The sequence below is a fragment of the Hydrogenophaga sp. GW823-FHT04C09 genome, assembly GCF_058796355.1.
The window spans coordinates 94,989-114,606 of record NZ_JBXAIO010000008.1 but is presented as its reverse complement, the minus strand read 5'-3'; the positions used below and the strand labels follow the sequence as shown (position 1 = coordinate 114,606).

Annotated in this window: 19 protein-coding genes; 14 read left to right on the top strand and 5 right to left on the bottom strand. The window is 68.9% G+C overall.

Annotated elements, in window-relative coordinates; all coding sequences use genetic code 11:
• Window positions 1-6: 6 nt before the first annotated feature.
• The gene (locus AC1Q9M_RS20715; RefSeq protein WP_492435536.1) at window positions 7-1,224 is read right to left on the bottom strand and encodes a PQQ-dependent sugar dehydrogenase; all 1,218 of its coding nucleotides are present in this window, start codon (window positions 1,222-1,224) and stop codon (window positions 7-9) included.
• An 11-nt stretch (window positions 1,225-1,235) separates the two neighbouring features.
• Window positions 1,236-2,342 carry a tRNA preQ1(34) S-adenosylmethionine ribosyltransferase-isomerase QueA gene (gene queA, locus AC1Q9M_RS20710; RefSeq protein WP_492435534.1) on the bottom strand — a complete coding sequence of 369 codons (1,107 nt, stop codon included), beginning with the start codon at window positions 2,340-2,342 and terminating at the stop codon, window positions 1,236-1,238.
• A 70-nt stretch (window positions 2,343-2,412) separates the two neighbouring features.
• Between queA and recG the strand changes: the two genes are divergently transcribed.
• Genes recG through ubiA form a run of 4 tightly spaced genes read left to right on the top strand, consistent with a single transcriptional unit; the run spans window position 2,413 to window position 6,947 of the window.
• Window positions 2,413-4,509, top strand: coding sequence for an ATP-dependent DNA helicase RecG (gene recG, locus AC1Q9M_RS20705; RefSeq protein ID WP_492435532.1), 2,097 nt, complete (start codon window positions 2,413-2,415; stop codon window positions 4,507-4,509).
• A gap of 55 nt (window positions 4,510-4,564) precedes the next feature.
• A complete protein-coding gene (locus AC1Q9M_RS20700; RefSeq protein ID WP_382153707.1) occupies window positions 4,565-5,524 on the top strand; it encodes a hydrogen peroxide-inducible genes activator in 960 nt (319 codons plus the stop codon).
• Window positions 5,525-5,560: 36 nt separating this feature from the next.
• The gene (locus AC1Q9M_RS20695; protein ID WP_291111885.1) at window positions 5,561-6,064 is read left to right on the top strand and encodes a Dps family protein; all 504 of its coding nucleotides are present in this window, start codon (window positions 5,561-5,563) and stop codon (window positions 6,062-6,064) included.
• 10 nt (window positions 6,065-6,074) lie between these two features.
• Complete coding sequence (gene ubiA / locus AC1Q9M_RS20690; protein WP_492435530.1) at window positions 6,075-6,947, top strand: 4-hydroxybenzoate octaprenyltransferase; 873 nt, start codon at window positions 6,075-6,077, stop codon at window positions 6,945-6,947.
• Window positions 6,948-7,220: 273 nt separating this feature from the next.
• On the opposite strand, the gene proC is transcribed toward ubiA, so the two are convergent.
• The 3 genes from proC to AC1Q9M_RS20675 are packed head-to-tail and all read right to left on the bottom strand — an operon-like array spanning window position 7,221 to window position 10,376.
• The gene (proC, locus tag AC1Q9M_RS20685) at window positions 7,221-8,051 is read right to left on the bottom strand and encodes a pyrroline-5-carboxylate reductase (RefSeq protein ID WP_492435528.1); all 831 of its coding nucleotides are present in this window, start codon (window positions 8,049-8,051) and stop codon (window positions 7,221-7,223) included.
• A gap of 22 nt (window positions 8,052-8,073) precedes the next feature.
• The gene (gene glpK, locus AC1Q9M_RS20680; RefSeq protein ID WP_492435526.1) at window positions 8,074-9,567 is read right to left on the bottom strand and encodes a glycerol kinase GlpK; all 1,494 of its coding nucleotides are present in this window, start codon (window positions 9,565-9,567) and stop codon (window positions 8,074-8,076) included.
• Window positions 9,568-9,593: 26 nt separating this feature from the next.
• The gene (locus AC1Q9M_RS20675) at window positions 9,594-10,376 is read right to left on the bottom strand and encodes a DeoR/GlpR family DNA-binding transcription regulator (protein ID WP_382153716.1); all 783 of its coding nucleotides are present in this window, start codon (window positions 10,374-10,376) and stop codon (window positions 9,594-9,596) included.
• 165 nt (window positions 10,377-10,541) lie between these two features.
• On the opposite strand from AC1Q9M_RS20675, the gene AC1Q9M_RS20670 reads away from it, so the two are divergent.
• The 10 genes from AC1Q9M_RS20670 (at window position 10,542) to rplE (ending at window position 19,612) form a co-directional block, all read left to right on the top strand.
• Entirely contained in the window at window positions 10,542-11,618 is a 1,077-nt protein-coding gene (locus AC1Q9M_RS20670) for an ABC transporter ATP-binding protein (protein ID WP_492435523.1), read from the top strand.
• On the top strand, window positions 11,618-12,694 hold the full coding sequence (locus AC1Q9M_RS20665; RefSeq protein WP_382322112.1) for an ABC transporter ATP-binding protein: 1,077 nt from the start codon (window positions 11,618-11,620) through the stop codon (window positions 12,692-12,694). Before AC1Q9M_RS20670 ends, AC1Q9M_RS20665 begins: the two co-directional genes overlap by 1 nt.
• Window positions 12,691-13,584, top strand: coding sequence for a carbohydrate ABC transporter permease (locus AC1Q9M_RS20660; protein ID WP_382153722.1), 894 nt, complete (start codon window positions 12,691-12,693; stop codon window positions 13,582-13,584). The genes AC1Q9M_RS20665 and AC1Q9M_RS20660 overlap by 4 nt, the downstream gene beginning before the upstream one ends.
• The gene (locus AC1Q9M_RS20655; RefSeq protein WP_382322111.1) at window positions 13,577-14,389 is read left to right on the top strand and encodes a carbohydrate ABC transporter permease; all 813 of its coding nucleotides are present in this window, start codon (window positions 13,577-13,579) and stop codon (window positions 14,387-14,389) included. Before AC1Q9M_RS20660 ends, AC1Q9M_RS20655 begins: the two co-directional genes overlap by 8 nt.
• Before the next feature lie 11 nt (window positions 14,390-14,400).
• Entirely contained in the window at window positions 14,401-14,709 is a 309-nt protein-coding gene (locus tag AC1Q9M_RS20650) for a DUF2160 domain-containing protein (protein ID WP_492435520.1), read from the top strand.
• A 92-nt stretch (window positions 14,710-14,801) separates the two neighbouring features.
• Window positions 14,802-16,535: an ABC transporter substrate-binding protein gene (locus tag AC1Q9M_RS20645; RefSeq protein WP_382153730.1), complete on the top strand. Its 1,734-nt coding sequence runs from the start codon at window positions 14,802-14,804 to the stop codon at window positions 16,533-16,535.
• 69 nt (window positions 16,536-16,604) lie between these two features.
• Window positions 16,605-18,221: a glycerol-3-phosphate dehydrogenase/oxidase gene (locus AC1Q9M_RS20640; RefSeq protein ID WP_492435517.1), complete on the top strand. Its 1,617-nt coding sequence runs from the start codon at window positions 16,605-16,607 to the stop codon at window positions 18,219-18,221.
• A gap of 150 nt (window positions 18,222-18,371) precedes the next feature.
• Window positions 18,372-18,740, top strand: a complete 369-nt coding sequence (rplN, locus tag AC1Q9M_RS20635) for a 50S ribosomal protein L14 (protein ID WP_009514936.1) — start codon at window positions 18,372-18,374, stop codon at window positions 18,738-18,740.
• Between the two features lie 9 nt (window positions 18,741-18,749).
• A complete protein-coding gene (gene rplX, locus AC1Q9M_RS20630; RefSeq protein ID WP_066267894.1) occupies window positions 18,750-19,070 on the top strand; it encodes a 50S ribosomal protein L24 in 321 nt (106 codons plus the stop codon).
• A gap of 2 nt (window positions 19,071-19,072) precedes the next feature.
• Complete coding sequence (gene rplE / locus AC1Q9M_RS20625; RefSeq protein ID WP_297396180.1) at window positions 19,073-19,612, top strand: 50S ribosomal protein L5; 540 nt, start codon at window positions 19,073-19,075, stop codon at window positions 19,610-19,612.
• Window positions 19,613-19,618: the final 6 nt, after the last annotated feature.

Genomic DNA, 19,618 nt, shown 5'->3' with positions numbered 1-19,618 from the left:
GGGTGTTCAGGGTGGGCTGGGCGCGATCACGATCACGCTGCGGTTGCGGTCTTCGACGATCCACAGGCGGCCCTCGGCGTCGAGGGTGATGCCGGCGGGGGTGCCCAGCGGGCGCACGCCCACCTGGGCGTGCCAGCCGCTCACCAGGTCTTCGCGCGCGCCGCCAGGGCGGCCGTGTTCGTCGAGCCGCCAGGCCACGACGCGGTGGCCGCCCGTGCGGTAGCCATGCCAGACGGCGAGCAGGCGACCGGCGAACGGACCGGTGGTGAGGGCCTGGGGCGCGCTGAGCAGTTGCAGCGGGGCCACGTGCGCCGGCCAAGCCGCGTGGGCCGCCGTGTGCGTGGCGCAGCGCGCCCGGCCTTCGTAGCCGCGCGCCGGCACGGCCTTGCCGCGCGCATCGCTCACGCAGTAGGGCCAGCCGTAGGACGCGCCGTCCTTCAGCTCGTTGAGTTCCTCGGCGGGCAGTGCCGCGTCGGTGTAGTCCACCGAGTTCTCGGCCTGCCACAGGCGCACCGTGCCGTCGCGCGCGCTCGTGCCGGCCAGGCCGAGCGAGTTGCGCAGGCCGGTGGCCAGGGCCTGGAAGCTCTGCAGCGCGAAGTCCGCGCCGCCGAAACGGGCCACGTAGACCGCGGCGCGCGGCTGCGGGCCGGTGAGTTCGCGGCAGGGCTGGGGCTGCTGCTGGTCGTCGCCCCGGCAGGCGTCGGTGACCGAGCCCAGGTTGACCAGCAGGCGGCCATCGGGCGTGAAGGCCAGTTCCTTGAGCGGGTGCGCGCCGCCGGTGGGCAGGCCGGTGATCACGTCCTGCCGCTGCACCGCCTCGCCCACCGGCGTGCGCCACACGGTGCCGGCTTCGCCGATGTAGACGCGGCCGTCCGGCCCCAGGGCCAGGCCGTGCGGGCGGTCCAGGCCGCTGGCGAGCACGCGCACGCGCCCGGCCTCGCCGCGCGCGAGATCGGTGCGCAGCTCCAGCAGGCGGCCTCGGCGCGGCTCCCAGTTGCCCATGTCGATGATCCAGAACCGGTGCGGCGCCACGGCCAGCAGGCGGCGCGGCATGCGCAGGCCATCGCGCGCATCGGCCACCAGGCCCGCGCACCAGCCATCGGGCACCTTCAACGCGATGCCCGGGTGGCCGTCGCAACGGCCCTTAGCCGCGTACAGGGGCTGGGCGGCTGGCGCGGCGGGGGGCAGCAACAGGGCGAGCAGGGCCAGGAGCAGAGGGCGCATGGTGAGACGGTTCAGGCGCGGCGCAGCAGCATGGCGTCGCCATAGCTGAAGAAGCGGTAGCGCCCGGCGATGGCGTGGTCGTACAGCGCGCGGATGCGGTCGTAGCCGGCGAAGGCGCTCACCAGCATCATCAGCGTGGACTGCGGCAGGTGGAAGTTGGTCACCATCAGGTCCACCACGCGGAAGCCGAAGCCCGGGGTGATGAAGATGTTGGTGTCGCCCTGGGTCTCGCCCGAACGCGCCCAGCTCTCCAGCGTGCGCACGGTGGTGGTGCCGACCGCCACCACGCGGCCGCCGCGCGCGCGGCAGTCGGCGATGGCTTGCAGCGTTTCGGGGGGAATGGCGTAGCGCTCGTGGTGCATCACGTGGTCTTCGATGCGCCCTGCCTTCATGGGCGCGAAGGTGCCCGCGCCCACGTGCAGGGTGACGCTGGCGCGGCGCACGCCGCGCGCGTCGAGCGCGGCCAGCACGGCCTCGTCGAAGTGCAGGGCGGCGGTGGGCGCGGCCACCGCGCCCGGCACGCGCGCGAACACCGTCTGGTAGCGGCGCTCGTCGTCGGCCTCGTCGGCGTGGGTGATGTAAGGCGGCAGGGGCACGTGGCCGTGGCGCGCCATCAGCTCGTAGGGCGTGTCACCGGCCGGGCCGTGCAGGCGGAAGCGGAACAGCTGGCCCTGCTCGTCGGGCCAGCGACCGAGAAAGACCGCGTCGAACCCGCCGCCCTTCAGGCCGCCGGCCATGTGCAGGCGGCCGCCGGGCTGGGGCTTCTTGCTCACGCGCAGGTGGGCCACCACCTCGTGCGCCGTGCCGTCGCTGGCCTCGTGGGGCAGCAGCACGCGCTCGATCAGCATTTCCAGCTGGCCGCCGCTGGCCTTCTGGCCAAAGAGGCGCGCCTTGACGACCTGGGTGTCGTTGAACACCAGCAGGTCGCCGTCGTTCAACAGGGCGGGCAGCGCGCGGAACACGCGGTCCACCGGCGCGGGGCCGGTGCCGTCGAGCAGGCGCGAGGCGCTGCGCTCGGGGGCGGGGTGCTGGGCGATCAGCTCGGGGGGGAGGTGGAAGTCGAAGTCGGCGACGGTGAAGGGGCGCGCGACGGTGTCGGGGAAAGAAGAAGCGGTCATGCTGCTTGAGGGCCGAACAAGGCCCGTGCCAAGTGAAAAGGAGGGGTTGGGAACCGGGCAGAATTGTCCCATGCCCGACGCCACCCCTGCCCGCAAGCCCCTGTCTGCCCCTCAGAAGGCCTTGCACAAGCTCGGGTTGGTGCGCGACATCGACCTGGCCCTGCACCTGCCCCTGCGCTACGAGGACGAGACCCGCATCGTGAGCCTGCGCGGCGCGCGCGACGGCCAGCTGGCGCAGATCGAGGGCACGGTGACGAACAGCGAGATCAGTTTTCGCCCGCGCCGCCAGCTGCTGGTGACGCTGGACGACGGCACCGACACCTGCACGCTGCGTTTCTTCACCTTCTACCCGGCGCACCAGAAGACGCTGGCGGTGGGTGAGCGGGTGCGCGTGCGCGGCGAACTGCGCGGCGGCTTCCTGGGCTGGACCATGGTGCACCCGGCGTTCCACGCGGCCGGTGGCGAGCTGCCCGACGCGCTCACCCCCGTCTACCCCACCAGCGCGCAGCTGCCGCAGGCCTACCTCCGCAAGGCCGTGGCCAGCGGCCTCAAGCGCGCCGACCTGAGCGAGACGCTGCCGCCCGCGCTGCTGGGCGGCCTGCAGGCCGTGGTGCGCGGCACCTGGACGCTGCGCGACGCGCTGCAGTACCTGCACCACCCGGGGCCGGACGTGTCGCTCGACGCGCTGGAAGACCGCAGCCACCCGGCCTGGCAGCGCCTCAAGGCGGAGGAGTTGCTGGCGCAGCAGCTCTCGCAGTTCACGGCCAAGCAGGAGCGCGCCGCCTTGCGCGCGCCCGCCCTGCGCGCCGCTGCGGGCGGGCTGCACGAGCAGCTGCTGGGTGCGCTGCCGTTCGCGCTCACCGCCGCGCAGCGCCGCGTGGGCGAGGAGATCGCGCGCGACCTGCTGCGCCAGGTGCCCATGCACCGGCTGCTGCAGGGCGATGTGGGCTCGGGCAAGACGGTGGTGGCGGCGCTGGCCGCCGCCATCGCCATCGACGCGGGCTGGCAGTGCGCGCTGATGGCGCCGACCGAGATCCTGGCCGAGCAGCACTTCGCCAAGCTCATCGGCTGGCTGGAGCCCTTGCTCGCGCCGCTGGGCAAGCGCGTGGCCTGGCTCACCGGCAGCCAGAAGAAAAAGCAGCGCGGCGAGATGCTGGCCCTGATCGCCAGCGGCGAGGCCGCGCTGGTGGTGGGCACGCACGCCGTCATCCAGGACCAGGTGGTGTTCAAGCACCTCGCGCTGGCCATCATCGACGAGCAGCACCGCTTCGGCGTGGCGCAGCGGCTGGCGCTGCGCAGCAAGGTGGGCGTGGCGGAAGACGGCACCGAGCAGGAGCCGCACCTGCTGATGATGACGGCCACACCGATTCCGCGCACGCTCGCGATGAGCTATTACGCCGACCTCGACGTGTCGACCATCGACGAACTGCCGCCCGGGCGCACGCCCATCGTCACCAAGGTGGTGGCCGACAGTCGCCGCGCCGAGGTGATCGAGCGCATCCGCGGCCAGCTCGGGCAGGGCCGGCAGGTCTACTGGGTCTGTCCGCTGATCGAGGAGAGCGAGGCGATCGACCTCTCGAACGCCACAGCCACGCACGCCGAGCTGTCGCAGGCCCTGCCCGGCGTGCTGGTCGGCCTCTTGCATTCGCGCATGCCGGTGGCCGAGAAGAAGGCCGTGATGTCGCTGTTCACCGGTGGGCAGATGGGCGTGCTGGTTTCCACCACCGTGATCGAAGTCGGGGTGGACGTGCCCAACGCCTCGCTGATGGTGATCGAACACGCCGAGCGCTTCGGGCTCTCGCAGCTGCACCAGCTGCGTGGGCGCGTGGGGCGCGGCGCGGCGGCCTCGGCCTGTGTGCTGATGTACACGCCGCCCGATGGCGGGCGCCTGGGCGAGACCGCGCGCGAGCGCCTGAAGGCCATGGCCGACACCAGCGACGGCTTCGAGATCGCGCGCCGCGACCTGGAGATCCGCGGCCCGGGCGAGTTCCTCGGCGCGCGCCAGTCGGGTGCGCCGCTGCTGCGCTTCGCCGACCTGGCGACCGATACCCACCTGCTCGACTGGGCGCGCGAGGCCGCGCCGGTGATGCTCACCCAGCACCCGGCGGCGGCGGAAAAACACATCGCGCGCTGGCTCGGCGGCAAGGCCGAGTACCTGAAAGCCTGAGTGAATGGCTGAGGCGCCCTGCACGCCGCGGGCCACGGGCGCAAAATAGCACCCCATGACGCTCACCGAACTCAAGTACATCGTGGCCGTGGCGAGGGAGAAGCACTTTGGCAAGGCCGCCGAGGCCTGCTATGTGTCGCAGCCCACGCTGTCGGTGGCCATCAAGAAGCTGGAAGAGGAACTCGAGCTCAAGATCTTCGAGCGCAACGCCACCGAGATCGCGGTGACGCCGCTGGGCGAGGAGATCGTGCGCCAGGCGCAGACCGTGCTGGAGCAGGCCGCCGCCATCAAGGAGATCGCCAAGCGCGGCAAGGACCCGCTGGCCGGGCCGCTGCGGCTGGGCGTGATCTACACCATCGGCCCCTACCTGCTGCCCGACCTGGTGCGCCACGTCATCGACCGCACGCCGCAGATGCCGCTGATGCTGCAGGAGAACTTCACCGTCAAGCTGCTGGAACAGCTGCGCCTGGGCGAGATCGACTGCGCCATCCTGGCCGAGCCCTTTCCCGACACCAACCTCGCCATCGCGCCGCTGTACGACGAGCCCTTCCTGGCCGCCGTGCCGCACACCCATCCGCTGGCGAAGCAGGAGCACATCACCAACGAAGAGCTCAAGCGCGAGACCATGCTGCTGCTGGGCACGGGCCACTGCTTCCGCGACCACGTGCTGGAGGTCTGCCCCGAGTTCGCGCGCTTCTCGAACGACGCCGAAGGCATCCGCAAGAGCTTCGAAGGTTCCTCGCTGGAGACGATCAAACACATGGTCGCCGCCGGCATGGGCGTGACGCTGGTGCCGCGCCTGTCGGTGCCGTCCTCGGCGCTGGACGGCGCGAGCGCGCCGGGCCAGGACTTCGGCGATTCGTCCTACGTGCGTTACCTGCCGTTCCAGGGCGAGGCGCCCACGCGGCGCGTGGTGCTGGCCTGGCGGCGCAGCTTCACGCGCTACGAGGCCATCGCCGAACTGCGCAACGCCATCTACGCCTGCGAGCTGCCGGGCGTCAAACGCCTGTCCTAGTTTTTCCTTTCCATTCACCATCCCAAGGAGCACACCATGGCCAAACCCCGAGGCACCGTCACCGCCCCCGCGATCAACATCGGCATCGGCGAGAAGGACCGCGCCGCCATCGCCAAGGGCCTGTCGCAGCTGCTGGCCGACACCTACACGCTGTACCTGACCACGCACAACTTCCACTGGAACGTGACCGGTCCGATGTTCACGTCGTTGCACACCATGTTCATGACGCAGTACACCGAGCTGTGGAACGCGGTCGATCCGGTGGCCGAGCGCATCCGCTCGCTGGGCCACGCGGCGCCGGGCAGCTACGCGCAGTTCGGCAAGCTCAGCTCGGTGCCCGATGTGCCGGCCACGCCGCCCAAGGCGCTGGAGATGGTGCGCATCCTGGTGCAGGGCCACGAGGCGGTGGCGCGCACCGCGCGCCAGTTGTTCCCCGTGGTGGAGAAGGCGGGCGACGAGCCCACCGCCGACCTGCTGACGCAGCGCCTGACGGTGCACGAGCAGACCGCCTGGATGCTGCGTTCGCTGCTCGAGGAGTGATTCGCCTGCCATGGTTGCCGCCACCTCGCCCGCGCCGTCGCGCCTGTCGCTGTACCTCGACCTGATCCGCTGGAACCGGCCCGCGGGCTGGCTGCTGCTGCTCTGGCCTTCGCTGGCCGCGCTGTGGGTGGCCGCGGGCGGTTTCCCGGGCTGGCACCTGCTGGCGGTGTTCGTGCTGGGCACCATCCTCATGCGCAGCGCGGGCTGCTGTGTGAACGACGTGGCCGATCGTGAATTCGACAAGCACGTCAAGCGCACGGCGCAGCGCCCGGTCACCTCGGGCAAGGTCTCCACGCGCGAGGCGCTCGCGGTGGGGGCCGTGCTGGCGCTGGCGGCCTTCGGGCTGGTGCTCACCACCAACACGCTCACGGTGCTGATGTCGTTCGCCGCGCTGACGATCACGCTGATCTACCCCTACGCCAAGCGCTATGTGTCCATGCCGCAGGCGGTGCTGGGTGTGGCTTTCAGCTTCGGCGTGCCGATGGCGTTCGCGGCGGTGCAGTCGCAGGTGCCGCTGCTGGCCTGGGTGCTGATGGTGGGCAACCTGTTTTGGGTGTTGGCCTATGACACCGAGTACGCCATGGTGGACCGCGACGACGACCTGCGCATCGGCATGAAGACCTCGGCCATCACATTGGGCCGGGCCGATGTGCCCGCTGTCACGGGCTTCTACCTGGTGTTCCTGGCGATCTGGACGGCCACGCTCTGGGCGGTGGTGAATCCCTGGGTCTGGGGCGCCATGCTGGTGGTGGCGCTGGCCCAGGTGGTCTGGCACTTCACCTTGATCAAGGAGCGCACGCGCGAGGGCTGCTTCAAGGCCTTCCGGCTCAACCACTGGTTGGGCTTCACGGTGTTTGTGGGCGTGGTGCTCGGGTTGCTTTGAGTTTCGATCGTTGGACCTCGCGGCCGGCGGGCGCGGTGTGCTCTGCTCCGCGGCTGTCCCCCGGCGGCTGGTGCCGCCTCCTCCTTTACGCCGCTGCGCAGAACACACCACGCCCACCGGCGCAGGAGCGGCTTTCTCGTTTGTGACACCCGCTCGCGGATGCGGCGTGCTCTGCGCAGCGGCGTAAAGGGGGAGGCCGGCGCAGCCGGCCGGAGGACAGCCGCGGAGCAGAGTGCGCCGCGTCCGCGAGCAGCGAGAGAAACAACGTAACGTTTACTTCCCGAACTCGCGCCCAAGCTCCTCGGCGCGTTTCTGTGCCGCGAACAGCGCCTCTTCAAACTGGGCTTTCACACCCGCCGCGTCCATCGACGTGAGCGCGGCGTAGGTCGTACCACCTTTGGATGTGACGCGCTCGCGCAGCGTCTGTGGCGGGTCCTCCGAGCGCTGGGCCAGCGTGGCCGCGCCGACGAAGGTGCCCACCGCGAGCTGGTAGGCCACCTCGGGCGGCAGGCCCATGCGGGCACCCGCGTCGCGCATGGCTTCGAGGAAATAGAACACGTAGGCCGGACCCGAGCCCGAGAGCGCGGTCACGGCGTCCAGCTGGGCCTCCTCGGCCACCCACACCAGGTCGCCAGTTGTCTTCACCACGGCCTCCACCAGCGCGCGGTCGGCGTCGCTGGCGCCCGCGCGGGCGAACAGGCCGGTCATGCCCAGACCGACCAGGGCCGGGGTGTTGGGCATGGCGCGCACGATGCGCTGCGTCTGCAACCAGCCGGCCATGCTCTCGCTGGTGATGCCGGCGGCCACGCTCAGGTGCAACGCCTCCTTCAGGTGCGGCGCGCTGGCCAGCGCGGCTTCCTTGAAGGTCTGCGGCTTCACGGCCCAGACCACCAGGCCCGAGGGCTGGAGCGCGGGGCCGGCCGCCGGCAGCACGCTGACGCCGGGAAACTGCTGCGCCAGCTTCGCGCGCTGTTCGTCCCAAGGCTCGACGATCTGCAAGGCGCTGGCGGGATGGCCCTGGCGGACCAGGCCGCCGACGATGGCGCTGGCCATGTTGCCGCCGCCGATGAAGGTGATGGTGGGGTGGGTGGAGGTGTTGCTCATCGCGCCATTGTCGCGCGTCGCATCAGGGCGCGACGGTCTGGCGCACGGCGTGTTCCCACTGCGCCATCTTCTCGGCCGCGCGCTCGCGCGAGAGCGTGGGGTGGAAGGTGCGTTCGGCGCGCCATTGTTTCGAGAGTTCGTCCAGCCCACCGTAGATGCCGCTGTGCAGGCCGGCCAGGTAGGCCGCGCCGAGCGCGGTGGTTTCGATCACCGCCGGCCGCACCACCGGAATGCCCAGCAGGTCGGCCTGGATCTGCATCAGCAAATTGTTCGCGCAGGCGCCTCCGTCCACGCGCAGTTCGCTCACCGGCACACCGCCGGCGGCCAGCGCGTCGCGGCTCATGGCGTCGAGCAGGGCCGCGCTCTGGAAGGCGATGCTCTCCAGCGCGGCGCGCGCGATGTGGGCCATGGTGGTGCCGCGCGTGAGGCCGGTGATGCTGCCGCGCGCCTCGGGTTGCCAGTAGGGCGCGCCCAGGCCGGTGAAGGCGGGCACCAGCACCACGCCGCCCGCGTCGGGCACGCTCTCGGCGAGCGACTGCACTTCGCTGCTGGAGGGGATCGCCTTCAGGCCGTCGCGCAGCCACTGCACCACGGCGCCGCCGATGAACACGCTGCCCTCCAGCGCGTACTGCTGTGGCCCGGGTGGTTGGGCGGTGGCGGTGGTGATGAGACCGTTCTCGCTGACCTGGAAACGTTCGCCGGTGTGCATCAGCATGAAGCAGCCGGTGCCGTAGGTGTTCTTGGCCATGCCGGCGGTGAAGCAGGCCTGGCCGAAGAGCGCGCTCTGCTGGTCGCCGGCCACGCCGCCGATCTCCAGCGGCGCGCCCAGCCACTCGGCCTTCATGCGGCCGAAGTGCGCGCTGGAGGGCAGGGCCTCGGGCATCAGGCGCTTCGGGATGTCGAGCAGGGCCAGCAGCTCGTCGTCCCACTCGCGCGTGTGCACGTTGAAGAGCATGGTGCGCGAGGCATTGCTCACGTCGGTCACATGGCGCTCGCCGCCGGTGAGCTGCCAGATCAACCAGCTGTCCACGGTGCCGAAGGCGAGCTCGCCGCGCTCGGCCTGCGCGCGCGCCCCGGGCACGTGGTCCAGGATCCACTTGAGCTTGGTGCCGGAGAAGTAGGCGTCGATGCGCAGGCCGGTCTTCTGCAGCACGGTGTCGCTCGCGCCGCGCTCGCGCAATTCGGCGCAGGTGTTCTCGGCGCGACGGTCCTGCCAGACGATGGCGTTGTACACCGGCTCGCCGGTCTGGCGGTTCCACACCAGTGTGGTCTCGCGCTGGTTGGTGATGCCCACGGCCTGGATCTGGTCGGCGCGCAGCTTCGCCTGCTTCAAGGCCTCGCGCGCGGTCTCCAGCTGCGTCTGCCAGAGGTCGCGCGGGTCGTGCTCCACCCAGCCCGGCTGCGGGTAGATCTGGCGGAACTCGCGCTGCGCCATGGTGACCACGCGGCCCTGGCGGTCGAACACGATGCTGCGCGAGCTGGAGGTGCCCTGGTCGAGGGCGAGCAGGTAGGTCATGGCGTCTTCCGGGAGAACAGTGTTGGTCAGGCGTTGTCGGTGCCGATGCCGGCGCGCACGCACTCGACGTTGGCCTGGGCCAGCAGCTCGTCGAACGGCGGCGGCGGCGCCACGTCGGTGAAGACCACGTCGATGTCGTCCAGCCGCGCGAGCTCGACCATGGCGGGGCGGTTGAACTTGCTGTGGTCGGCGGCCAGCCAGACCTCGCGCGACTGCTCGACGATGGCGCGCGCCACCTTCACTTCGCGGTAGTCGAAGTCGCGCAGCGTGCCGTCGGCCTCGATGCCGCTGATGCCGATCAGGCCGATGTCGACCCGGAACTGGCGCATGAAGTCCACCGTGGCCTCGCCCACGATGCCCTGATCGGCGCCGCGCACCAGGCCGCCGGCCACGATCACCTCGCAGTCGGGGTTGGTGCTCATGAGCGAGGCGATGTGCAGGTTGTTGGTGATCACGCGCAACCCCCGGTGGTGCTGCAGCTCGCGCGCCACGGCCTCGATGGTGGTGCCGATGTTCATGATCAGCGAGCAGCCGTTGGGCACGCGCCGGGCCACGGCGCGGGCGATGCGCGTCTTGGCGTCCGCCTGCATGGCCTGGCGCTGGCGGTAGGCGATGTTCTCGGTGGTCGAACCCGGTTGCCGCACCCCGCCGTGAAAACGCGACAGCAGGCCGGCCTCGGCCAGGCGCTGCACGTCGCGGCGCACGGTCTGCAGCGTGACGCCGAAGCGCTCGGCCAGGGCTTCGATGGTCTGGGGACCGTGGGCGCGCACTTCGTCGAGCAGCTGGGTGTGGCGGGGGTTGAGGTTCATCGGGGCGGGCGGTCGTGGGTGAAAAGGCCACCCGAACATAACGGAATTCTTTTGGGCCCTCCTCAGGGTAAGTACCGAATAAAAAGGAACATAAACGAACAACATAATCGGCAAAACGAATCGCCGCCTGCTTTCGGGTGTGCGCTTTTTCACACTGGGACTCGAATGCAGCTGTCACTGGAGCACGTGGGCAAGACCGTCGGGCCAACGGCCCACCTCTATCCCCAGAGCCTGAACCTGGCCCCGCGGGAGGTGACGGTGTTGCTGGGCGCGACCCAGGCCGGCAAGACCAGCCTGATGCGCGTGATGGCCGGGCTGGACACGGCCACCATCGGCCGGGTGCTGGCCGACGGGGTGGACGTGACGCGGGTGCCGGTGCGCCAGCGCAACGTGGCCATGGTCTACCAGCAGTTCGTCAACTACCCCTCCATGACGGTGGCGCAGAACATCGCCTCGCCCATGCGCCTGCGCGGCGAGCGCGGCGTGGACCAGCGCGTGCGCGAGCTGGCCGCGCGCCTGCACATCGAACCCTTCCTCGACCGCCTGCCGGCCGAGCTCTCGGGCGGCCAGCAGCAGCGCGTGGCGCTGGCGCGGGCCCTGGCCAAGCAGGCGCCGCTGATGCTGTTCGACGAACCCCTGGTGAACCTGGACTACAAGCTGCGCGAGGAACTGCGCGAGGAGCTCACCCACCTGTTCGCCACCAGCGACTCCACCGTGGTCTACGCCACCACCGAGCCGGGCGAGGCCCTGCTGCTCGGGGGCCACACGGCGGTGATGGACGCGGGTGAGCTGCTGCAGTACGGCCCCACGGCCGAGGTGTTTCATGCGCCCAGGAGCATTCGCGTGGCGCGCGCCTTCAGCGACCCGCCGATGAACCTGATGGCCGCCGAGGCGGTCGCGGGCGGTGTGCGCGTGGCCGGCGGCGAGGTCTGGCCCCTGGCCTTGCCGGCCGACGCGCCCGCGCGGCTCACGCTCGGCCTGCGCGCCGGTGGCCTGCGGGTGGTGCAGCGGCCCGGCGACGTGGCGGTGCCCGGGCGCGTGGAGCTGGCCGAGATCGCGGGGTCGGACACGTTTGTGCACGTGCACACGGCCGTGGGCGAGCTGGTGGCCCAGCTCACCGGCGTGCATGACTGCCCGCTGGGCGATCCCATCACGCTGTACCTGCGGCCCGATCAGCTGTTCGTCTTCGATGCCGAGGGCCCGCTGGTGCAGGCCCCGGCGCGCGCGGGGAGGGCGGGCTGATGGCACGCATCGAACTCGACCTGGCGCACGCCTACCGGCCCCATCCCAAGGCGGACGAGGATTACGCGCTGCTGCCGCTGCAGATGACTTTCGAGGACGGCGGCGCCTACGCGCTGCTCGGCCCCTCCGGTTGTGGCAAGACCACCATGCTCAACATCATCTCGGGCCTGCTCGCGCCGTCGCAAGGCACGGTGCGCTTCAACGGCGTGGACGTGACGCGCCAGAGCCCGCAGCAACGCAACATCGCCCAGGTGTTCCAGTTCCCGGTGATCTACGACACCATGACCGTGGCGCAGAACCTCGCGTTCCCCTTGCGCAACCGCAAGGTGCCCGAGCCCGAGATCAAAGACCGCGTGGGCCGCATCGCGGAGATGCTGGAGATGAGCCACCAGCTCGACCAGCGCGCGGCCGGCCTGTCCGCCGACCAGAAGCAGAAGATCTCGCTGGGCCGGGGCCTGGTGCGCTCGGACGTGTCGGCCGTGCTGTTCGACGAGCCGTTGACCGTGATCGACCCGCACCTGAAATGGCAGCTGCGGCGCAAGCTCAAGCAGATCCATCACGAACTCAAGCTCACGCTGATCTACGTGACGCACGACCAGGTGGAGGCGCTGACCTTCGCCGACGAGGTGGTGGTGATGACGCGCGGTCGGGCGGTGCAGGTGGGCGCGGCGGCGGCGCTGTTCGAGCGGCCGGCGCACACCTTCGTGGGCCACTTCATCGGCTCGCCCGGCATGAACTTCCTGCCCGCGACCAGCGTGCGCGGCGGTGTGGTGGTGCTGGAGCACCCGCTGGCGCTCACCAACGGCCAGGTGCTGCCCGAAGGGCCGGTCAAGCTTGGCATCCGCCCCGAGTACCTGGCGATCGGCCAAGCGGGCGAGCCCGACACGCTGCCCGCGACGGTGACGCGCGTGCAGGACATCGGCACCTACGTGATGGTGACCTGCGAGGCGGGCGAACACCGCCTCAAGTGCCGGCTGGCGCCCGAAGCCAGCGCGCCCGGGGTGGGCGAGACCGTGCACCTGCGCGTGCTCGGGCGGCATACCTGCTTTTACAAGGACGAGGTGCTGGTGGCATGAGCAATACAACCAAACCCGTGAACCAGAAGGCCTGGTGGCTGGTGCTGCCGGTGATCCTCTGCGTGGCCTTCTCGGCCGTGCTGCCGCTGATGACGGTGGTGAACTACTCGGTGCAGGACGTGCTTTCGCCCGACCGCCGCGTGTTCGTGGGCACCGAATGGTTCGCCGCCGTGATGCGCGATGAAGAGCTGCACCTGGCGCTGTGGCGGCAGATCCAGTTCTCGCTGGCGGTGCTGCTGGTGGAGATCCCGCTGGGCATCGCGCTGGCGCTGTCCATGCCGGCGCAGGGCTGGAAGTCCTCGGCCGTGCTGGTGCTGGTGGCGCTGTCGCTGCTGATCCCGTGGAACGTGGTCGGCACCATCTGGCAGATCTTCGGCCGCGCCGACATCGGCCTCATGGGCTACTTCCTGCAGTGGGCCGGCATGGACTACAGCTACACCGGCAACCCGGTGCACGCCTGGTGGACGGTGCTGATCATGGACGTGTGGCACTGGACACCGCTGGTCGCGCTGCTGGCCTTCGCGGGCCTGCGCAGCATCCCCGACGCCTACTACCAGGCCGCCAGCATCGACGGCGCGAGCAAGTGGGCCGTGTTCCGCTACATCCAGCTGCCCAAGATGCGCGGCGTGCTGATGATCGCGGTGCTGCTGCGCTTCATGGACAGCTTCATGATCTACACCGAGCCCTTCGTGCTCACCGGCGGCGGCCCCGGCAACGCCACCACCTTCCTCTCGCAGTACCTCACCACCAAGGCGGTGGGCCAGTTCGACCTCGGCCCGGCGGCGGCGTTCTCGCTGATCTATTTCCTCATCATCCTGCTGTTCTGCTTCGTGCTCTACAACTGGATGCAGAGCCTGGGCACGTCGGAGAAGGAGCAGGGTCATGGATAAGCGCCGTTTCAGGAAGAGGACGCTCTTCCTCATCGCCTACCTGGTCTTCGCGCTCCTGCCCATCTACTGGATGGTCAACATGAGCTTCAAGACCAACCAGGAAATCCTCTCGTCCTTCACCCTGTGGCCGGCCGAGTTCACCTGGGCCAACTACCGGACCATCTTCACCGACCCGTCCTGGTACTCGGGCTACATCAACAGCCTGATCTACGTCGGCATCAACACCGTGATCTCGCTCACCGTGGCGCTGCCGGCGGCCTACGCGTTCTCGCGCTACCGCTTCCTGGGCGACAAGCACGTGTTCTTCTGGCTGCTCACCAACCGCATGACGCCGCCGGCCGTGTTCCTGCTGCCCTTCTTCCAGCTCTACACCACGCTGGGCCTGATGGACACGCACATCGCCGTGGCCATGGCGCACCTGCTGTTCAACGTGCCGCTGGCGGTGTGGATCCTGGAAGGCTTCATGAGCGGCATCCCGCGCGAGATCGACGAGACGGCCTACATCGACGGCTACAGCTTCCCGCGCTTCTTCTTCACCATCTTCCTGCCGCTGATCAAGGCCGGCGTGGGGGTGGCGGCGTTCTTCTGCTTCATGTTCAGCTGGGTCGAGCTGCTGCTGGCGCGCACGCTCACCAGCGTGAACGCCAAGCCCATCGTGGCGACGATGACGCGCACCGTGAGCGCCAGCGGCATGGACTGGGCCACGCTGGCCGCGGCCGGCGTGCTCACCATCGTGCCGGGCGCCATCGTCATCTGGTTTGTGCGGCACTACATCGCGAAGGGCTTCGCGATGGGCCGCGTCTGAGGAGCTTCACCATGTTTCAGTGGATGGTCTGGACCACACCCGTGGCCGTGTTCTTCACCTGCATCGCGCTCATGCTCGCCGGCATGACGCTGTGGGAAGTCAAGGCGCCCACCGTCGAGCGCAAGGGCTTCCTGCCCATGGTCACCTCGCGCGGCGACCGCCTGTTCATCGGCCTGCTCGGCGTGGCCTACATCAACCTGGCCTTCATCGGCCTGGCGGGCTGGTTCGCCCAGTGGTTCTCGCTGGAGCAGGAGCCCAGCATCTGGATCGCCTTCGTGCTCTCCATGGGCTGGCTGCTGCTGGTGATGCGCAAGGGCTGAGCGAGCCGGTTTTCTTTGTGGATTCGGCCCAATGCTTCCCCGGGGCCGAGATCTCTCACACACCGGGGAAGCACACCGCTAGAGGAGACGACATGAAATTGCGACACACCACCCTGGCCCTGGCCGCGTTGCTGGCCATGGGTGCCTTGCCCGCGTGGGCCGACGAGGCCGCCGCCAAGAAGTGGATCGACAGCGAGTTCCAGCCCTCCACCCTCACCAAGGCCCAGCAGGCGGCCGAGATGAAGTGGTTCATCGACGCGGCCGCCAAGCTCAAGGCCAAAGGCGTGAAAGAGATTTCGGTAGTGTCCGAGACCATCACCACGCACGAGTACGAGAGCAAGACGCTGGCCAAGGCCTTCGCCGAGATCACCGGCATCACCGTCAAGCACGACCTGATCCAGGAAGGCGACGTGGTCGAGAAGCTGCAGACCTCCATGCAGTCGGGCAAATCGATCTACGACGGCTGGATCAGCGACTCCGACCTGATCGGCACGCACTACCGCTACGGCAAGATGATGAACCTGACCGACTACATGGCCGGCAAGGGCAAGGAGTACACCAACCCCGGCCTGGACATCAAGGACTTCATCGGCACCAGCTTCACCACCGCGCCCGACAAGAAGCTCTACCAGCTGCCCGACCAGCAGTTCGCCAACCTCTACTGGTTCCGCGCCGACCTGTTCGCGCGCCAGGACCTGAAGGACAAGTTCAAGGCCAAGTACGGCTACGACCTGGGTGTGCCGCTGAACTGGAGCGCCTACGAAGACATCGCCGAGTTCTTCACCAACGACGTCAAGACCATCGACGGCAAGCCGATCTACGGCCACATGGACTACGGCAAGAAGGACCCGTCGCTGGGCTGGCGCTTCACCGACGCCTGGCTGTCCATGGCCGGCACCGCCGACATCGGCATCCCCAACGGCAAGCCGGTGGACGAATGGGGCATCCGCGCCTCGGCCGATGGCTGCAACCCGCAGGGCGCGAGCGTCTCGCGCGGTGGCGCCACCAACTCGCCGGCCGCTGTTTACGCCCTCACCAAGTACATCGACTGGATGAAGAAGTACGCGCCCAAGGAAGCCACCGGCATGACCTTCGGCGAAGCCGGGCCGGTGCCCGCGCAGGGCCAGATCGCGCAACAGATCTTCTGGTACACCGCCTTCACCGCCGACATGACCAAGCCCGGCCTGCCGGTGGTGAATGCCGACGGCACGCCCAAGTGGCGCATGGCGCCCGGCCCGAACGGCCCCTACTGGAAGCAGGGCATGCAGAACGGCTACCAGGACGTGGGCTCCTGGTCGTTCTTCAACGGCCACGACGAGAACAAGACCGCGGCGGCCTGGCTGTACGCGCAGTTCGTGACCGCCAAGACCACCTCGCTGAAGAAGACCATCGTGGGCCTGACCCCGATCCGCGAGAGCGACATCCAGAGCAAGGCCATGACCGACCTCGCGCCCAAGCTGGGCGGCCTGGTCGAGTTCTACCGCAGCCCGGCCCGCGTGGCCTGGACGCCCACCGGCACCAACGTGCCCGACTACCCCAAGCTCGCGCAGCTCTGGTGGCAGAACGTGGCCCAGGCCGTGACCGGCGAGAAGACGCCCCAGGCCGCGATGGACAACCTGGCCGAGCAGATGGACCAGGTCATGAGCCGCCTGGAGCGCGCCGGCATGGAGCGCTGCGCGCCCAAGCTCAACCCCAAGGGCGATCCCAACAAGTACCTGAGCGACAAGGCCGCGCCCTGGAAGAAGCTGGCCAACGAAAAGCCCAAGGGAGAGACCATCGCCTACGACCAGCTGCTCAACGCATGGAAGAATGGCAAGGTCCGCTGATGTGATGCATCGGCTTTTGTAGCAACCGTCCTCCGCGCCGCCTGGGTGCGGAGGACCATCCACCTCCCCATGAAACGCGCAGAACTGCTTGAATCGCTGTCCCGCCATGGCGTGTACGACCTCGCGGTGGTCGGTGGCGGGGCCACCGGCCTGGGGGTGGCGCTCGATGCGGCGCTGCGCGGTTTCTCCGTGGTGCTGCTGGAGTCGCACGACTTCGCGGGTGGCACCTCCTCGCGATCCACCAAGCTGCTGCACGGTGGTGTGCGTTATCTGGCGCAGGGCAACCTGGCCCTGGTGCGAGAAGCCCTGGCCGAGCGCGCCACGGTGCTGCGCATCGCGCCGCACCTGGCGCAGCCGCTGCCCTTTGTCATGCCGTCCTATCGATGGTGGCAGACGCCTTTCTACGGCCTCGGCCTCAAGCTGTACGACCTGCTGGCCGGCGGCGCGGGCCTGGGCCGCACCGAATTCCTCAACCGGGCGCAGGCACTGCAGGCCCTGCCCGGCGTCAAGCCTGACGGCCTGCGGGGCGGGGTGAAGTACTGGGACGGCCAGTTCGACGACGCCCGCCTGGCGCTGGCGCTGGCGCGCAGCGCCGAGGCCGCGGGCGCCCGCGTGTTGAACTACGCCGAGGTCACGGCGGTGCGCCAGCTCGCAGGCGCCGATCAACCGATGTCGGTGCTGGACGTGACCGACCGGCGCGGCGGCGGTACCTTCCCCTTGCAGGCCCGCTGCGTGGTCAACGCCGCGGGCGTCTGGGTGGACGCCCTGCGCGACCGCACCCAGCCGCCGGTGAACCAGGGTGGCACGCCCTCCCACATGGTCAGCCCCAGCCAGGGGGTGCACGTGGTGGTGGACCGCGATTTCCTGCCCGGCGGCCACGCCCTGCTGGTGCCCAAGACCCGCGATGGCCGGGTGCTGTTCGCCGTGCCCTGGCTCGGCAAGCTGGTGCTGGGCACGACCGACACCCCCCGCCGCGACCTGCCGCGCGAACCGGACGCCTTCGCCGAAGAGCTGGAATTCATCCTCAGCGAAGCCAGCCAGGCGCTGAGCCGGCCGGTGCGCCGCGCGGACATCCGAAGCCTCTGGGTCGGCCTGCGGCCCCTGGTGGCGGCGGCCGAGGCGGCCGAGGGCGGCACCAAGGTGTTGTCGCGCGAACACACCATCGTGGTGGATGCCAATGGCCTGGTCACCGTCACCGGCGGCAAATGGACCACCTACCGCGCCATGGCCGAGGACGTGCTGGAGCGCTGCTTCGCCAGCCGCCTGCTGCCGCACCGCGCCGGTGGCCAGAGCGCCGGCCACGTGCTGCTGGGCGCCGGGGCCACCGCCAGCCCGGTCACGCCGCTGTATGCGCCACCCGGTCTTCACTTATATGGGACCGAAGCCCCGCAGGTGGGGGCCTGCCCGGGGCAGGCGAACCTGCTGGGTGCCGGATTGACCGAGGCCATGGTGCGCTATGCCGCCCGCTTCGAGTACGCCCAGACCGTGGAGGATGTGCTGGCCCGGCGCTGGCGCGTCCTGTTCCTGGATGCCACCGAGGCCGCCCGCCTGGCGCCCGCCGTGGCGGCGATCCTGGCCGACGAGCTGTCCGGCGACCCGGAACTGGCGGCTTTCCAGGCCCTGTGCGCCCGGTATCTGCCGGTTTCTGCATCCCCAGTTGACGCGCCGGCCGCATCCATGCCATAATTCGCGGCTTCGCTTGAAAAGGCGAAGAGCTATCTGCCCACCGAAGGGGGTGAGCCGGGTGCAATGCCCGGCAAGCCTTCAACGACGGGCCCAAGACTGATCACTCCCGGCCGTGGTGGCTGGGGGGATTCAAGTTGGGACTTAAATCAAATGATTCAAACGCAATCTCGACTCGATGTTGCTGACAACACGGGCGCGAAGTCCGTGATGTGCATCAAGGTGCTCGGCGGCTCCAAGCGTCGTTACGCCAGTGTGGGCGACGTCATCAAAGTCAGCATCAAGGAAGCAGCGCCCCGTGGCCGCGTCAAAAAAGGCGAGGTTTACAACGCTGTGGTGGTCCGCACCGCCAAGGGCATCCGTCGTCAGGACGGCGCCCTGATCAAATTCGACGGCAACGCAGCAGTGTTGCTCAACGCCAAGCTGGAGCCCATCGGCACCCGCATCTTCGGACCGGTCACGCGCGAACTGCGCACCGAGAAGTTCATGAAGATCGTGTCGCTGGCGCCCGAGGTTCTCTGAGGACTCATCATGAACAAGATTCGTAGTGGCGATGAAGTCATCGTGATTGCCGGTCGCGACAAGGGCAAGCGCGGCAAGGTGCTGCAGCGCAGCGACGACAGCCGCCTGGTTGTCGAAGGCGTGAACCTCGTCAAGAAGCATGCCAAGCCGAACCCCATGAAGGGCATCACCGGCGGCATCATCGAAAAGACCATGCCCATCCACCAGTCCAACGTCGCCATCTTCAATGGCGCCACCGGCAAGGCGGATCGCGTGGGCATCAAGCTCCTGGCCGACGGCAAGAAAGTGCGCGTCTTCAAGTCCAGCGGCGAAGAAATCAAGGTGGCATGACCATGGCACGTTTGCAAGAAGTTTTCCGCGACACCATCGCCCCGGACCTCATGAAGAAGTTCGGCTACAAGTCGACGATGGAAGTGCCGCGCATCACCAAGATCACGCTCAACATGGGTGTGAGCGAGGCCGTGGCCGACAAGAAGGTCATGGACAACGCCGTCGGCGACCTGACCAAGATCGCTGGCCAGAAGCCGGTCGTGACCAAGGCCCGCAAGGCCATCGCGGGTTTCAAGATCCGTGAACAGCAGGCCATTGGCTGCATGGTCACCCTGCGTGGCGCGCGCATGTACGAATTCCTGGACCGTTTCGTCACCGTGGCGCTGCCCCGCGTGCGCGACTTCCGTGGCATCTCCGGCCGTTCGTTCGACGGTCGCGGCAACTACAACGTTGGCGTCAAGGAACAGATCATTTTCCCTGAGATCGAGTACGACAAGGTCGATGCCTTGCGCGGTCTCAACATCAGCATCACGACGACCGCCAAGAACGACGAAGAGTGCAAGGCTCTTCTGGCCGGTTTCCGTTTCCCGTTCAAGAACTGAGGTGGC